This is a genomic window from Colwellia sp. NW0002-52-1 (genome assembly GCF_057550865.1).
In genome coordinates, this window is record NZ_BAAJLU010000001.1 from 627,467 (window position 1) to 641,076 (window position 13,610).

Below are 13,610 nucleotides of genomic sequence, written 5' to 3' on the forward strand. Positions count from 1 at the left end.
ATCATGGTGAATAAGCGCAGAAAATCTTCTCAGGATATCGGTAAACAGAATGCTAAAAAGATAGCAGATTGGGTAAATACTTCACCTATTATTCCACTGTATCAAGGCCGGGTTAACAAGACTCAAATTTTTAAAATGCATAATGTGCCTAAATCAACGCTTGATACGAATGAAGACCTGCAAAAGTTATTTGCTCCTGATGGTTCAATAGAGAAGCTAGTTCGAAAACAAAAAGGGCTTGAGATTGAACTACCTGATGATGTTGAAGAAGAAAGTTCAGCAAAAGCAAATATAGAAAATACGGTTTCCAATAGTGAGCTTGAATTGAAAGTTAAAGCATTAGAGACACAGCTTAACTCTATTCAATTAGATCTGGCTTCAGAAGAGTTTTTGTTGGCAACAGGTCGGTATATTCCAAAACTTTACTTGGATGATGGTGACGTGTCATGCAAATAAGCAATATATCGTTTCACGAAGATGTTAAGCAATTAACAGGCGTAGTCACTTTAGTTCGGCACCATACACAAGATAAACGTGGTATTTCATCTATTTTTTTATTAAAGGTTGCACGTGAAAAAATAATCGTGAAGGCTGAATTCGGTGCAATCACCTCAATCCCACAAACAGGAGAAATCTGGAAGGCGACTGGTGATTATTTCTTTGATAAAGAGTATGGCTCACAGTTTGTTGTTAATGAGGCTTCAAAGCAGCACCCCTGCGTAGAAATTACAACAGATGTTCTTTGTGATTTTCTCATCTACAACGCCCATTTCGTCGGGATAAATAGCTATTGGGCGAAGAAACTTAAGCTCGCTTTTGGTGAAGATTTATTAGCTGTTTTACAAAGTTACTCAGCTAAAAAGTTATCTAACTGTAAAAAGCTAAAAATTTCACCAGTTATGGCCCAAAATCTTTGTGATGGTTGGGCTAAAGCTGTTGGTGAAACTGAATTAAATCTATTTTTTGAACGACACGATTTACCAGTTGAGTATGTTGAAACAACTCGTCAGCTACTAGGACATGACGCAAGTAGCCTGATAAAAAAGAATCCATATCTGCTCTATCCTATAACCTCTGTAAATGCTGCAAAGCGGACATGGAAATCACTAGACAAAAAATTAAGAGTTAATTTTGATATCAATTTAAACGATAAGCGTAGAGCGATTTCATTTATTGAATCACTACTCTATTCAGCACTAAGCAATAACGGTGATATGGCATTACCTGCTGATGAAGTCAAAACTGAGCTGATTGAAGCGGGAATTGAGCTAGAGCTTGATGAAGTTGAAGACTGTGCTTTTCAGACGCTTTGTTTCAACAAACAAAATAACACTATACAAATTTTAGGTCATCAGGCGATTGAGAAGGCAATAAATGCATTATTTCACAGGCGTTTATCTAAGATAAAGCAGCTATTTGATAGGAGTTCATTAGCGTTTGACGAAACGCTATCAGTACTAGAAAACAATAATATTGAGCTAAATCCTCTCCAGTTACAGGCATTAGGTAATGCCTTTAATCAGCCTGTTTCTTTTATTGTCGGGGAAACTGGAACAGGAAAGTTTTTGCTATCCCAGATCATCATTGATGTAAGCCTTAATAATGGTATTAACGTTTGGAAAGTTAATTCAGTTGTTCGTAATGAAGACAATATACTGCCTAATTTAAAGGGAGAATCTATTAATCGCTTCATTTCACAGGCAAAAAAGCGAAAGCTAAAAGGCGCACTGTCTGGGGCACTTATCCTGATAGAAAATTCAAATTCGGTTGATATGTTAACGCTGTATAAACTTTTAAAGGTTATTCCTCTTAACGCTCACATTTGCTTTATTGGTGATAAATTTAAATTACCTCCTATAGGTCCGGGATCGTTTTTCAAACAGGCTGTTGAATTAAAAGATGAAGCCCTAACAGAGTTAATTGAAGTGAAAGGTGCCGAGTCCCAGTCTGATATCCAACGGCTGTATAGCTCTTTAATTGGTGGCGCTGCATCATCCGTATTTGATGCTATTCCTGCATTTGACGTGTCAGAAGAGCAAAGCCTAAGTATTTACCATACTGAAGATAAATATCACGAGATGCTTAGTACCATTACGACCAATATTTGGTTCGAATTGGCTTCAATGTTAAGTGATGTGCCTAAGATCATTTGTTCTAGTCCACAATTGTGTGATGACATAAATTCTCAAGTTCAGCGGATTCGTTTTGACCGGAAAAAAGTAGCAAAGCTAGAAATTGGTGAATCTGTTTTCTACGCAGGGGAACCAATTATTTTTGCTAAACCTAATAAATTTATTGATGTATCGGTTGGTACGTTGGCAAACATAGTAGAAGTTTACGAAAAGCCTGTCGTTGCATATGGGCGTGACTGTTGGATGAAGATAGAGATTGGCGGTGATTGTATCGATTTGTCTATAGAAGATACTGAAAGCATTGTTCTTTGTTATGCAATTACGGCGCACAAGGTTCAGGGTAATCAATTTAATCATTCCTTGATTATTTTGGATAATTTCTATTTGATTGATAAATCATGGCTTTACACATGTATAAACGCATCTAGAGAGTCGATGTTATTTATCGGCAATAGGAGTCAATTAGTCAATGCGGTTGATGCCTCAGAGTTTAGCGCTAAGAGACATTGTGGCGTTCCGCTTAAATTGGAGGTTTCAGATGAGTAACGGTATTACTGAAACAAAGATACGCTATGATCGTCAAGACCACTATGTTTACCAAGATATCAACGGAGAGGTCCTTTGGGGGCCTACTGACTTTCTAATCAATCTTGATAGAGATCCTAAGACCAAGCGCACTTATCGAAAGGCTATCAGACGATTATTTAAATTCTTAAACTCTGGCAAACATAAAATAAGCTGGCTTGAAATGAACGACTCACGCATGAGGGAGTTTAGGGCATTCTGTTTAAAAGCAACAAAAGCAGATTCTCGCTACAGAGGTAATGAAAACGTTGCCAAGCAAACGGTCAACAGTGATTTTTTGATGCCAATCTATAACTTTTATCATTGGGTACAAAAGCAAGGTACATATCACCCAAATATTCTTGGTTTTGATCCGGCCAATAAGTTTTCATATCAAATAACATCATCATTATTATTGAAAGAAATCGCCGTATCTAGAAATGAAAAGCCAAATAATAATTCACTTTATCCAGAATTATTTAGAGATTGTGATACGAGAAGCCGAAACAGAAAAGATGCAAGTGAGTATGAGCTAGAAGAACTAAATAATTACATAGTTAATGAATATCAGGGCTATGAGCGAGCCTCACTACTCTTAATTGCACAGATCATGAATGAAACGGGTAGCCGCCCGATTTCAGTTAGTAGCTATCGTAGACTTCAATTTTCTAAAGAAATCATCGAAAGAGAGTTCTTCCTCAACAAGCAAGATAGTTTATCAATTGTTCCTAAGCTGGCTAAGCAAGGAAATACTATGCCAGTGAGCTTTAGATTCTCAACAGTGCTCGCTGTCAGGAATTTCGTTGAGAATGATTTGGAAGAGTTTCTCACCAACATTGATACTGGCAACTACGATGGTCATTTGTTCATAGACCCCAACAACTTTAAACCATTAACGGCGGAAAATATCAGCAAGCTCTTCAGTGAAATCACCACAGAACTTGGCTGGCCTAAAGGTAAATCGATATACTCATTACGTCATAAATTTTCAGGCGATAGCCTTGATAAGCATTTGGACGCTGCAATAGAGCTAGGCTTTAGTGCTAATGAAACCGCAATTGCACTTCAGATGGAAAAAGAGATGACCCATCGTAGCTCCGGCTCTCTAGAAGACTATATTTCGAGTCGTAAAAGAACGATGCAACAAACTGAATCTTTTAAGAAGTCATTAAAAATTAGTGAACTAGAATCAGATAAAACTCGCCTTGAGTTAGAAAGGCAAAAAGCGATAGAAAGCGCAGAGCAAAAAGATGCAGAGAATCAGGCACTGTTATTAGAAATTCAAAAGCTACAAAGCCAACTAAAAGACGGCGATATTAATTAGTAAATATCTGAATCGGGGATCTCAAGATCTCCTAGATCACCAACCTGCGAATAAAAAGGATGAGTCTCAAATGTATATATTTTATCATCGGACTCGTTATCTTTCGAAACGGCATAGTCAAAGCTAAAAACGTTCTTGGTCTGAAATTGCCAGACATATAGTTTGCTACTTGCCTGATGTTAAACACCTAAGATTTACTGACAATTGCTCGATTACCGAAGCCTTATTTTTGCACCAAATTTCAGCCAGATACTCAGTAACAGTGCCAACACTTGAAGGAAACAGAATACTCCCCGCCACTTTGGCGAAAGGTCCATCAGTTTCGAGTAAAATCCTATCTTTAGGTATCCAAGTTATTACTTTTTTAGCTCTCGCTGAAGTTAGCATGGCTGGCCCAATAGAAAAGAAACAGCCTAGCTCGACGGCTTCTAGAACTTGTTTCTTAGTACCCAAAAACCAATGAAGTATGGGAATGCCAGCCTCAGGGTGCTGCCTAAGTTTCAGAAGTACTTCACCAGTCGCGTTAAGACTATGGATAGTTAATATTTTGTCATCAAAATCCTCACATTTTTTTAAAATATGTGTAAAAACCTCTAATTGGTCATCAAAGTAATCAGCGTAACCTTTTGAGCCATCGAGTCCAATTTCTCCAATATATCTAGTTCTGTTAACTAGCTTATCGAATAATGCTAATTCATTTTTTCTTAGATGAGCAAGTTGAGGGTGCAGCCCCAAAGCCGTTTTACAGTGTTTTATACCACTTGTTAACTGGACAGTACCTTCAAAAGCTGAAGGCACCGTAGTTACTGATAGCACGTAATAATTACTGCTTTTTATGTCGTTCAATACCGCTTGGTGATCTGGATATAAATCAACATGGCAATGAAGATCCATCATGATGATTTATCCGCTTGGAGAAATAATTCAACCTCTGCTAATCCTCGCTTAATAGTTGATTCTAATTTTTCTCGTATATGTTTATCTTGCGGTATCGGCCCCGACATTCGTAACCAAGAACGATAATTATTAGTCTGTTTTAATCGAATAATGGCTGTTTGAACCGCTTGTAGATCATCGCGAGTATCTTTTTGTTTGATAAGACCTCTCAACCGTTTTGTCTTGTATGGCGCATCTTGTGTAAAACCAGCGTGAAAAACTGACGCTCTTCGAATGAGACAAGGCACACAATGCCCACACTGTTTATGTTCTCTGTGCCAATGACTGCATGAAACGCTCAAGGGAACGGCTTTTCTAATTGCGTCTTGGTCAACACATTCAGCTAACATTTCACCTTTGGTTTTAAATTGATAAGGGTTTACAAATTTGACATGGAACCCTGTGTCTCTGAGCAAAGATTCAAATCTGCTTAGAAAATTAGGATGAGTAGTTCTAGTACTATGGCTACCAATCCGTCTTCTGGTAAGCGGTGGATTTATAGAAATATAGCCATTCTCAGGGACGACGATAGTTTCAATACTGCTATCGCAATTAGCATTTCTTAAAGCTGCTATACCAAGTACCGCCATAGCTAGGAAGTTGAAACTTCTTCCTCTCATACTAATGTCAGTTTTACCTTCTAAATGCTTAATTATGTGAGGAGACATTGAATAGGACAATTCGCCGAATGGCGGGGATAATAATCGCTTAATATCTTCCTGTTTTGCGCCATCACCACGATAAGCGTGACTAACCAAAAGAGGCTTTAACTCTGACTCTCCGTTTAAAATATCAATTGCACCAACTGCGCTATCAAGACCTCCAGAAAAAAGGCATACTGAGTTGAGTCCTATTAGTGATTTTGCCTTTGCTTTCGCTTGCTCACTTGTTTTAGGAGTCGGCATCGGCATAGTTGTTTTTTCAAACGTAAACTGCCATTGATCACCCGTTAGAAAGTTGAGTATTGAACTTAGTTCAGGCTCAACAGTATTCCACATATCCTCATCGGTAACAGGAACATGTAAATGCATTTTTCTAGCCCATGCATTTTCTGCATTATCCCTCAATTCAAATGTATCAGCGGCGGTAACGGCGGTTGCAATTGTTATGAGATCTATTGCGTCAGCATCTACATGCAATCCTAAATCACGAACTGTTTGTAGTAGTTGTTTTGACACTAAGCTGTGCTTAGTGATGTCATTTTGATGCGTATGGAACATCTGGACAGGATGACAATCATCAGAAAAATCAGGCAAGTTAGCTGGGTCATGATTAAAATAAAAATTAGTCATCAAAGCTCTCCCATTCATCCACTGTCATGGCAATAGCATCGGCTTGAATTTTAGTAATATTTTCCTTACTGATAGTACTGGGGTTGCCATTAGTTACTTTGTCTAACTGTTCTTGTGTGATCACTTTTATTAATTCCCTTAATTCAACTTCCATTTGATGATGCTTGCTTGCTGGCTCAACATGAAACCAAGCTCTGCCCATGCCTTCAACCACATCCTGAAAAATAAGATCTGTTAAATAACAGCCTATTGCTTCTTGAATAACTTCGTCAGTAAAACTGTTAGGATCAAACTCTTCAGTATCGGGTAATGCTTCTTCTAGTGCGTAATCCAACGCAACTCTTACAGCATCCGAATCGGCATTATGAGGCGCTAAATGGCTAGCAATTTTGTCAATTGCTTGGTCAGTCGATAGCCCAGTTAGATCATTTAATGATAAGCTTTGATTATTAACCGTTACTGTGTCGCCACGCATGACACCAAGCAATCCAGAACCAGCAGTTATGCCGCTTGCTAGTCTCCGGCTAGTACTCTTACCTCCACCAGAGCCTTTTCTAGAGTAACTTTTTAATGAACGCCTTAGATCCGAAGTTGATCCACCTGTTTGAGCGTACTTACCAAATGCTCTTCTTGCACTAGCAAACCTATTTGGAGGCGGTGTTGCTGTTGGTGAACCGCCGATTTCTTGTTGAACCTTGTCATTGTCAATATCATTGCTATTGTCATTCTGATCATCAGCTTGATTATTATCAGAGCCAGTTTGATCATCCCCATCAGTACCTGATGCAGGTTCTATCGTGACGGGATCTCCTTGCTCTGCCCAAGATGGAATAAGTGGACTCTTGTTATTCGGTCCTGTTGACGATGCGGACGTACCCATATTACTTAGTTCCCTCTAGTTCTTTTAAAATTGGATTAAGCCATCTTTGGCGGGGCAAGCTTTTTAAAAATGTAAGAAGACTTAAGCTACATTTATCATCCTGCTTGGCAAGTAACACAGCCCCATAAATGCCTGTTGGTCTTTCGGTCCAATCACCAATCAACTTAAAGTTTTCAATCAAACCATCCATGACTGACATGTATTCTTCCTTCGGAGTTGTGGTAATCGCAGTAGAGTTAACGCCACTGACCCTTACCTTTTGCTTCATTAATTCTTCTACGAGTTTTTGAGCTGCTCCAGACATTACCGAATTAACAGCACCCATTGGAATGCTTTCTCTGCTCAGATATGCCGCTGGTGTCAAATCCATTTCAGTGAACATGGGAGGTAATTTTGACCATTTATCAATAAAAGCTAGGTCGAGTTTCCACTCTTCAGGTAACTTAATTTCGTCAAATTCGACTTCTGAATTTTCAAGATCCGCTAATACTTTTGGATATCCGTTTTCCTTATCAATTAATTCATAAAGATTGTTGGTAGCCTGAGTGCCTAAGCACCTCTCAAAAATTACCAGCTTAGTGATAGTTTTTTCATCAAGCTGCATTCCTCTGCGATGAGCGGTTTTCTTTCTCATCTTAACCTGATTGAGTAATCGCTTAACTATGCGAGGGTTGCCGTTAATGTTTGTGGATTCAGCTAATAGTGGAGCTAACTGTTCAGCAACCACAAATTTACTTCTGAGTTCGGAATGCTTTTCAATCTCGTGATCTTGAAGTAGCTCATCAACGGTAATTTGTGGTTGTTTCCACGACAGCCTTAATGACTCTTCAAGGGCACATCTTATCGTTTCTAATTGCGCATCGGTAACGCCGTGGTCTTGAGCAGTAAGCATCATTAAATATGCCCTAATCTCAAGGACACCGGGTCGTGGTACATGCACAGGAATTTGAATAAGCTTGTCTAAATAATCAGTTTGATGTCGTTGAGATGCACCTTTGTGATACTCAGGCACTGCCAAGCGGATCATGTCCTCATCAGCGGCAATAACAAATGCAGTATTGGGTAAAAATAGAAATAACCTGATCGCCTCAAGGGTCGATATAGCATTAAACGGAGAGCAGCGATCTAAATTATCGACATAGACAATAAGTGGCTTATCAAACTCTTTTAACAGATCAGAATATGCTTTTCGGAATTCTTTAATTTCTTTAGGAGGTGAGAATGATTTCTTATCTTTAATTAAACCTTTGTTTTTCTTCGCGACATCCATAGCGCCATCTACAGCACCTTTTACATCACCAACATCGAGTTCACCATCGTCACCACCACTGAATAGTCCCATGATCTTCTGTATACCACCCATAGTTGGTATACCAGCTAATGCTGCACCTCCATCCATTAGCAGCCCCATCAACCTGATCTTATCTATTCGTCCAGCAAACTCTTTTGCTTTTGCACTGAGATTTTTATCGTCTGCTGCTTTTTTGACTAAAGTAGATGCGATTGTTTCCAATAGCGCTGCTTTAGCATCGTCATACCCTTGGAAAGTCCATGCATCGAAATGTACTTGGATATATTCTTGTTCATCAGATTCCAGAGATGCCTTGGTAAGCTCAAGTATAGTGGATTTCCCTGCTCCCCAATCACCAAAAACGCCTATACTAATAGGCATTAATTCCTTTTCTGTTATAAGATCTTTTATTGACTCAGCCGTTTCATTAAAATTTAAGAAATCAATTTTTGATTCTTTATCAGACCACATAACATCTCCTTTTATTTATTATTTCTTTCGTTCCATTCTTTCAATAGTTCGGTGAACCGTAGGGCGGCTAACAGTATATTTCTTCGCTAATGCAGAGATCGATTCACCATTTAATTTATCTTTATATAATTCTTTCGCTTGTTTGTCTGATAAAGCAGGCAATCTGCCCATGTGTTTGCCTTTAGCTTTAGCTTCTTCACGACCTTCTGTGGTTCTGGCTTTTATAAGATCCCGCTCAAGTTGAGCGAATACCCCACATAGGTTGATCATCGCAGTAGAAAATGGATTATCATTAACAGTGTTTAGTGAGCCATCAATTATATTTAAATACGCTCCTTTGTTGTGAATACTTTCAATGGCCTCAAGAATAGACTTTAATGATCGGCCTAGCCGATCAAGGCGAGTAACAATAACTTCATCACCTTCCCTGATAAAATCGATGAGTTCCTTGAGCTTTTCTTCATTTTTAATCGAAGCACCAGACTGTTTGCCTTGGAATATTTTTTCACAACCATGTACTTCCAACTTGGACAGTTGAAGATTCAAATCTTGTTCTTTAGTTGAAACTCTTGCAAAACCAACTTTCATATGTACGAAACCTATAACTTTCGTACACCTTACCAACTAAGTGTACGAAAGTCTACAAAAGCACTTTCGTTCATGAACGAAAATGAATGGGTACATTCGTACACTTAATATACTTAAAATGGTTTATATGAAAATTAAATTACTTTTAACACACCGCGATACATTTGCATCTGACAATGAAATTCATGCTCTCCCGGTGATAAGTTCGATAAGGTAATTTGAGTAATTTCATTTAATTTGAGCTGCTCGCTTATCTCCAATGATGGAATAAGCATTGTTTCAGCGCAGGGGGATTGATCTTTGCGCATAAACTTCAAGGTGACAGGTTGGCTAGCAGACACCTGAATTGAAGATGGGGAATACACGCCATCTTTCACTTCAATTAACACTTCACTGTTTTGCACAATTGTTTTGTTAGGCTTGTACAGCCAAAACCACCAAACAATCAGCGCGATTAACACTAAGCCTAATAAGTTAATTAACGTCATTGTGCTTCTCCTTAATGCTTACTTTCTATGAGTTTTGGGCTTTAAAAAACCGAAGTCGATTCGCATTTGACACTACGGTCAATGACGAAAACGCCATTGCAGCACCAGCAATTACAGGGCTAAGCAGAATGCCAAAGAAGGGATATAGAATCCCCGCAGCAAAAGGAATCCCGGCTACGTTATAGACAAACGCGCCAAACAAGTTTTGTTTGATATTTCGTAAAGTAGCTTTGCTTACCGCTATCGCATCAGCAAGGCCATGAAGTGAACCACGCATTAGGGTAATGTCAGCACTTTCGATAGCTACATCAGTCCCAGTGCCTATTGCGAAACCAACATCAGCTAACGCTAGTGCGGGTGCATCATTGATGCCATCTCCTGTCATACCAACAGTTTCGCCGCTGTCTTGTAGCTCTTTAACTTTGTTAGCTTTATCTTCTGGCAGCATTTCAGCAAGAAACTCACTAATACCCGCTTTTTTGGCAACAGCGGCGGCGGTTTCCTTGTTATCCCCCGTTAGCATGATGACGCGAATCCCATTGGTCTGAAGCCGTTTAATCGCGGAAATTGAGTCTGACTTAATAGGATCTGCAACAGCAATAATTGCTGCCAGCTCGCCATTAACAGCAAAATACATAGGTGTTTTGGCTTCTTTTGCTAAAGACTGCGCTTGTTCAACAAAGCCAGTAAGGTCAATACCTTTTAACTTCATTAGTTTATCGTTTCCGAAAAGCAGGGCTTTATTATTGCAGCTTGCTTCTACACCAAAACCCGTAATAGCGTTAAACGATTCAATTTTTAGTAACTCAATATCCTGATCTAACGCACTTTCAACAATCGCTTGCGCTAAAGGATGCTCTGAGCCGCTTTCTAAACTTGCTGCAAGCTGTAGTACGTCTTTTTCGTCAGTAGCTTTTGCTAAAACAATATCGGTTACCTTAGGTGCCCCTTCAGTAATAGTGCCCGTTTTATCTAAAATCATGGCAGTGATTTTAGAGGCGGTTTGTAACGCTTCTCCGTTTCGAATAAGCACTCCGGCTTCTGCCGCTTTTCCTACTCCGACCATGACAGACATAGGCGTTGCCAAGCCCAAAGCACACGGGCATGCAATAATGAGTACGGTAGTTGCTGATACGATGGCAAAAACAATAGCAGGATCAGGACCAAAGTTAAGCCATGCTAGCGAACTTAATATAGAGATGATCATGACAACAGGAACGAAATACGCTGAAATAACATCGGCCAAGCGGCCAATCGGTGGTTTTGAATTTTGCGCTCGTTTCACCATATTGATGATTTGCGCAAGCGCCGTGTCTTTGCCTACGCGTGTCGCTTTAAACAAAATCATGCCTGACTTGTTTAACGTTCCTGCAACAACTTCATCTTCTTTGGCTTTTTCAACAGGCATGGGTTCGCCCGTAAGCATGGACTCATCAATAGATGTGTAGCCTTCTAATACTATGCCATCTACAGGAATTTTTTCCCCCGGTTTTACTTTCACCACGTCATTAAGTAAAACCTGCTCGATACCTATCTGAACCTCTTTGTTATCACGAACTACTGTTGCTGTTTTGGTCTGTAACCCAATAAGGCGTTTGATTGCTTCAGAGGTTTTTCCTCTGGCTTTTAGTTCTAGTGCTAGACCTAAATTAATCAATCCAATGATCATGGCTGTAGCTTCAAAATAAACATGTCTCGCCATCAATGGAACAGCGTCAGGTGCAAACACGACAACCATCGAATACAACCAAGCTGTACTTGTTCCTAAAGCTATTAGAGTGTCCATATTAGCGGAGTGGTTTTTAAAGCTTTTCCAAGCGCCAACATAAAAATGCTTACCTGAAAAATACATAACACCAAAAGTTAAAATGCCTACAACCAGCCAAGACATGCGCTCAAGGTTTGTTTCAACCGTCATTTCTCCAACCACAATGCTGTAGATCATCAAAGGAACGCCGAGTGAAAGGGCAATAAACGTATCGCGCATTAGCTTTTTGTAATATGCAAAATCCGCAGCCTCTTTCTCATCAAGCGCATCTGTTGCTGAGCTATCATCAATTGGCTTAGCGTTATAACCGATAGACTCAACAGCTTTAATCAGCTCTTCCGTTTTCACGGTTCCTGTGATTTGAACAGTCCTATCAGCAAAATTCATTTCAGCACTAACTACACCATTGGTTCCTTGCAGCGCCCCCTCAATTTTACCGACGCAACTTGCACAGCCAGCACCTTCTATAATGAGCTGATGATCAGGTTTAATATTATTCATGGGAGCCGCCATTGTTTTCTGTGGGTTCAAAGCTGTCTATGAGGTGACATACCATCGTGGAGGTTGGCGCTTTATCTTCCTTGACTTCCCATTGTGATAGCGCATCTTTCATGTTTTTACGCAAAGCTAACATTGCTTGAAATTGTTTTTCAGTCTCAGCTAGCCTTTCCTTAATTAAAGACCTAACTAGAGGGCATGCAGCTTTTCCGAGACTCGCCTCATCAACAATGTGTTGTATATCTGATACTGAAAACCCCAGTTGTCTTGCACTTAAAATAAACTTCAGTCTAGAGATTTCTGTTGGGGGGTAGTACTTATATCCGTTTTCAGACTTAGTTGGATTGAGTAATTTTAATCGAGTGTAGTACCTGACAGTATCGGGTGTTGTACCAAACTCTTTGGCCAATTCAGTAACTTTCATAAGCTATCCTGACTTAATAAATGGGTTAACTGAGTTAAGTTTACACCTGTGTGTTAGACACAGGTCAAGCCTGATATAATAATTTTTGAGCTAGTGTGACCAATGAATGTGCTTGATCTTCCATTTACCGTTTTGTTTTTCCAGCACCATCGTTTCCATGCCTTGATAATCGCGCTCTTTACCTTTGTAAGCACCTTTAGTATGACTGCGTGAAGCAGATATAGCGGTACTTCCAAGAATCGTTACTTGATGTTCAAGTGTTTCGCTCTTCATAGAAGCAAGATATTTCATATCCGACAGCATATGGTGATGGGCGTATTCATCAGCACTTCTTTCAACACGACCTCCCTCGTAGATGGTCACATCATCAGCCAACTGTGCTCTTGCTAGATCCTTATTGCCCGTTTCTAGTGCTTGATGAAATGCCAAAACAACTTTTGCGGCAGGGGTATCTAAACCTTTAAATAAACCTTTATCTTTGTTCTTGTCACCATGAGCGTTTGCTGCGAAACTAAACGTCATTAATAAAACGAGTAATATATTTATTGTTTTCATTTTCATTCTCTCTTTTAGGTTTTAATTTGCAGGGCCAACAACACTAGTAAGCCCAGCCGTTACAGATAAAATGGCAAAAGCGACTACCATTTCTATCGAGATAGATTTATATAGTGCTTCTCTACCATTGTTATTTTTAAGTTGTGGGACGAGTTTTAATTTATGCTTAGCTGCGATGCCCAATATCGAAGTGACGAGAGCTAATTTAAGCAGCAGTGTTTGCCCATAGCTTGAACTAAACAGCTCTTCAACATTTCCAACCAATTGAAAAGCTAACCAAAGGCCAGCAATTAACAATAGACTCACCGCGATACTTGCTTGCCTTCCAAACTTGTCCATCACTGAGTAGAGCTGCTCATAGTCCTGTTCATGGCAAGCTTGTTTAAGCGGAAACAACGC

At 39.5% G+C, this 13,610-nt stretch carries 13 protein-coding genes; 3 read left to right on the plus strand and 10 right to left on the minus strand.

From position 1 onward, the window contains the following. Positions 1 to 3 precede the first annotated feature (3 nt). The 3 genes from AC27H3_RS02630 to AC27H3_RS02640 are packed head-to-tail and all read left to right on the plus strand — an operon-like array spanning position 4 to position 4,020. Positions 4 to 456 (plus strand): hypothetical protein, encoded by a 453-nt coding sequence (locus AC27H3_RS02630; protein WP_487103491.1) that lies wholly within the window; start codon positions 4 to 6, stop codon positions 454 to 456. Then, on the plus strand, positions 447 to 2,678 hold the full coding sequence (locus AC27H3_RS02635) for an AAA family ATPase (RefSeq protein ID WP_487103493.1): 2,232 nt from the start codon (positions 447 to 449) through the stop codon (positions 2,676 to 2,678). The genes AC27H3_RS02630 and AC27H3_RS02635 overlap by 10 nt, the downstream gene beginning before the upstream one ends. Beyond that, a complete protein-coding gene (locus tag AC27H3_RS02640) occupies positions 2,671 to 4,020 on the plus strand; it encodes a hypothetical protein (RefSeq protein WP_487103494.1) in 1,350 nt (449 codons plus the stop codon). The genes AC27H3_RS02635 and AC27H3_RS02640 overlap by 8 nt, the downstream gene beginning before the upstream one ends. A 165-nt stretch (positions 4,021 to 4,185) precedes the next feature. On the opposite strand, the gene qatD is transcribed toward AC27H3_RS02640, so the two are convergent. The 10 genes from qatD to AC27H3_RS02690 all read right to left on the minus strand — a co-directional run. Further along, positions 4,186 to 4,917 (minus strand): Qat anti-phage system TatD family nuclease QatD, encoded by a 732-nt coding sequence (qatD, locus tag AC27H3_RS02645; protein ID WP_487103495.1) that lies wholly within the window; start codon positions 4,915 to 4,917, stop codon positions 4,186 to 4,188. Beyond that, a complete protein-coding gene (qatC, locus tag AC27H3_RS02650) occupies positions 4,914 to 6,248 on the minus strand; it encodes a Qat anti-phage system QueC-like protein QatC (RefSeq protein ID WP_487103497.1) in 1,335 nt (444 codons plus the stop codon). The genes qatD and qatC overlap by 4 nt, the downstream gene beginning before the upstream one ends. Continuing rightward, positions 6,241 to 7,128, minus strand: a complete 888-nt coding sequence (locus tag AC27H3_RS02655) for a hypothetical protein (protein ID WP_487103499.1) — start codon at positions 7,126 to 7,128, stop codon at positions 6,241 to 6,243. Before AC27H3_RS02655 ends, qatC begins: the two co-directional genes overlap by 8 nt. Position 7,129: 1 nt before the next feature. Further along, the gene (locus AC27H3_RS02660; protein WP_487103501.1) at positions 7,130 to 8,890 is read right to left on the minus strand and encodes a KAP family P-loop NTPase fold protein; all 1,761 of its coding nucleotides are present in this window, start codon (positions 8,888 to 8,890) and stop codon (positions 7,130 to 7,132) included. Between the two features lie 18 nt (positions 8,891 to 8,908). Continuing rightward, entirely contained in the window at positions 8,909 to 9,478 is a 570-nt protein-coding gene (locus AC27H3_RS02665; protein ID WP_487103503.1) for a recombinase family protein, read from the minus strand. 134 nt (positions 9,479 to 9,612) lie between these two features. After that, positions 9,613 to 9,966 carry a cupredoxin domain-containing protein gene (locus AC27H3_RS02670; protein ID WP_487103505.1) on the minus strand — a complete coding sequence of 118 codons (354 nt, stop codon included), beginning with the start codon at positions 9,964 to 9,966 and terminating at the stop codon, positions 9,613 to 9,615. Positions 9,967 to 9,991: 25 nt separating this feature from the next. Next, a complete protein-coding gene (locus tag AC27H3_RS02675) occupies positions 9,992 to 12,235 on the minus strand; it encodes a heavy metal translocating P-type ATPase (RefSeq protein WP_487103507.1) in 2,244 nt (747 codons plus the stop codon). Next, positions 12,228 to 12,656 (minus strand): MerR family transcriptional regulator, encoded by a 429-nt coding sequence (locus AC27H3_RS02680; RefSeq protein ID WP_487103509.1) that lies wholly within the window; start codon positions 12,654 to 12,656, stop codon positions 12,228 to 12,230. The genes AC27H3_RS02675 and AC27H3_RS02680 overlap by 8 nt, the downstream gene beginning before the upstream one ends. Positions 12,657 to 12,746: 90 nt before the next feature. Beyond that, entirely contained in the window at positions 12,747 to 13,217 is a 471-nt protein-coding gene (locus AC27H3_RS02685; RefSeq protein WP_487103510.1) for a YybH family protein, read from the minus strand. Between the two features lie 15 nt (positions 13,218 to 13,232). Beyond that, positions 13,233 to 13,610: copper resistance D family protein (locus AC27H3_RS02690; RefSeq protein WP_487103512.1), on the minus strand; the 378-nt coding region annotated here is incomplete at its 5' end.

Coding starts and splice junctions, on each gene's coding strand:
- AC27H3_RS02660 (WP_487103501.1), bottom strand. CDS start 8,890: ATGTGGTCTGATAAAGAATCAAAAATTGATTTCTTAAATTTTAATGAA.
- AC27H3_RS02670 (WP_487103505.1), bottom strand. CDS start 9,966: ATGACGTTAATTAACTTATTAGGCTTAGTGTTAATCGCGCTGATTGTT.
- AC27H3_RS02640 (WP_487103494.1), top strand. CDS start 2,671: ATGAGTAACGGTATTACTGAAACAAAGATACGCTATGATCGTCAAGAC.
- AC27H3_RS02685 (WP_487103510.1), bottom strand. CDS start 13,217: ATGAAAATGAAAACAATAAATATATTACTCGTTTTATTAATGACGTTT.
- AC27H3_RS02635 (WP_487103493.1), top strand. CDS start 447: ATGCAAATAAGCAATATATCGTTTCACGAAGATGTTAAGCAATTAACA.
- qatC (WP_487103497.1), bottom strand. CDS start 6,248: ATGACTAATTTTTATTTTAATCATGACCCAGCTAACTTGCCTGATTTT.
- AC27H3_RS02680 (WP_487103509.1), bottom strand. CDS start 12,656: ATGAAAGTTACTGAATTGGCCAAAGAGTTTGGTACAACACCCGATACT.
- AC27H3_RS02675 (WP_487103507.1), bottom strand. CDS start 12,235: ATGAATAATATTAAACCTGATCATCAGCTCATTATAGAAGGTGCTGGC.
- AC27H3_RS02630 (WP_487103491.1), top strand. CDS start 4: ATGGTGAATAAGCGCAGAAAATCTTCTCAGGATATCGGTAAACAGAAT.
- AC27H3_RS02655 (WP_487103499.1), bottom strand. CDS start 7,128: ATGGGTACGTCCGCATCGTCAACAGGACCGAATAACAAGAGTCCACTT.
- qatD (WP_487103495.1), bottom strand. CDS start 4,917: ATGATGGATCTTCATTGCCATGTTGATTTATATCCAGATCACCAAGCG.
- AC27H3_RS02665 (WP_487103503.1), bottom strand. CDS start 9,478: ATGAAAGTTGGTTTTGCAAGAGTTTCAACTAAAGAACAAGATTTGAAT.